The organism is Actinotalea ferrariae CF5-4 (genome assembly GCF_000603945.1).
GTDB lineage: Bacteria > Actinomycetota > Actinomycetes > Actinomycetales > Cellulomonadaceae > Actinotalea > Actinotalea ferrariae.
In genome coordinates this window covers 1-1,507 of record NZ_AXCW01000457.1, presented here as the reverse complement: position 1 = coordinate 1,507, position 1,507 = coordinate 1, and the positions used below count along the sequence as shown (strand labels likewise).

3 protein-coding genes are annotated in these 1,507 nt (G+C 77.0%); all 3 read right to left on the bottom strand.

From position 1 onward, the window contains the following. Nucleotides 1-19: 19 nt before the first annotated feature. Nucleotides 20-598 (bottom strand): Asp23/Gls24 family envelope stress response protein, encoded by a 579-nt coding sequence (locus N866_RS18770; RefSeq protein ID WP_034229656.1) that lies wholly within the window; start codon nt 596-598, stop codon nt 20-22. After that, nucleotides 595-1,137 (bottom strand): DUF6286 domain-containing protein, encoded by a 543-nt coding sequence (locus tag N866_RS18765; protein WP_034229654.1) that lies wholly within the window; start codon nt 1,135-1,137, stop codon nt 595-597. The genes N866_RS18770 and N866_RS18765 overlap by 4 nt, the downstream gene beginning before the upstream one ends. Continuing rightward, a partial coding sequence (locus N866_RS18760; protein ID WP_052023267.1) for an Asp23/Gls24 family envelope stress response protein occupies nt 1,134-1,507 on the bottom strand: 374 nt, incomplete at its 5' end. The genes N866_RS18760 and N866_RS18765, both read right to left, overlap by 4 nt.

Genomic DNA, 1,507 nt, shown 5'->3' with positions numbered 1-1,507 from the left:
ACGACCGGTGGATCAGGGCTCAGTGGACCCGCGGCGCTCGACCGGCGCGAGGGGCGACCTTGAGGCGCACCCGGCAGGCCACGTCCGACCTGCCGGTCGACCGGACGACGTCGTCGGCGACGCGGTCGCACAGCGCGCCCACCGCGGCGAGGTCCGCGTCCCGGCGCACCGAGGCGGTCAGGTCCACGACCGCGCGACCGCCGCGCTCGGTCACCTTGCCGCGCGCGCGGGTCACGTCGTCGCTCGCCTCCTCCAGGGACGCCGCAGCGCCCGAGGCCAGCGCGTCACCCTCGACGACGAGCGAGCCGCCGTGCGGGTCCCCGACCAACGACAGCGCCTGCACCCCGTGCGACCGGAAGTGCCGGACCAGCCACACCAGGCCGAGCACGGTGAGGAGGGCGCCGCCCACGAGCAGCGCGGCCGGCCACCAGGGCTCGTCGAGCCACGGCACGGGCCCGAGCAGGAAGGCCCGCGGTGACCACCAGCCGTCGGGCAGCCAGCCCTGGGACCAGGCGACGGTCCAGGCGCCGCCCAGCAGGAGCGCGAGGGCGATCAGCGTGACGACGACCCTGTCCAGGGCGGACGTGGCGCGGTTCATCGTGCCTCCCTCTCGTGCCGGGGCGAGTCGTGGACGACGACGCGCGGTGGGGCGTCCAGCGCGGCCAGCCGCCGCTCGACGGCCGACGCGACCTCGCCCCGGACCTCGGGCGTCGTGGTGTCGACGTGCACGACCGCGCGTCGGCGGCTCACGGACGCGCGCGCTCCGAGCACGCCGTCGACGTCCTCGGCCGTCCCGGTGACGAGGCGGTCGAGGTCGCCGTGGCTCATCCACACGCTGGTCGTGGTGCCCAGCTCGACGCCGCGGCGCCGGCCCCGCTTGAACGCGGTCGTCAGCAGCCAGAGCCCGAGCAGTGCCGCCACGGCGGCGACGAGCGTCGTCAGGGCCCCGGGCTCCACGACCGCCTCACGGCTCAGGAGGTCCTGGAGCAGCGGCGAGGTGTCCACCCAGCCCTGGAGCGCGAGCCCCTCGTGGACGAGGAGCACGCCAAGGGCGACGAGGACCAGCGCGAGCAGCATCCCGAGGATGCCGACGCCGGGCGGGCGGCGGGGGACCGGCGGGGAGGACGTGGTGGTCATAGGACCCTCCTCGTGTCGTCGGTCCGGACCCGCGAGGGCGGCAGGAGCGCACCCACGACGACGTCGACCCGGTCCACGCTCTTCCCCGTGACGGCACCGAGCCGCTGCCGGACCTGCTCGCGCACGGCGGCGGCGACCTCGTGGGCGGGGGTCTCCCAGCGGACCGCGACGCGGACGCGCACCCGGACGCGCTCGCCCGCGGACTCGGCCGAGGCCTCGGGCAGGTCCGAGCCGAGCCCGCTCAGCGGCGGGCCGCTCGAGTGACGGACCACGCCGGGGACCTCCAGCGCCAGGCGGGCCGCCAGACGCTCCAGGACGCGGTCCGCGATGACGGTCCGCCCCCGGCCGACGACGGGGCCCTCGTCCGCGG

What these genes read in the sequence shown, in the direction of transcription:
- N866_RS18765 (WP_034229654.1), bottom strand. Translation starts at nt 1,137, where the DNA reads ATGACCACCACGTCCTCCCCGCCGGTCCCCCGCCGCCCGCCCGGCGTC.
- N866_RS18770 (WP_034229656.1), bottom strand. Translation starts at nt 598, where the DNA reads ATGAACCGCGCCACGTCCGCCCTGGACAGGGTCGTCGTCACGCTGATC.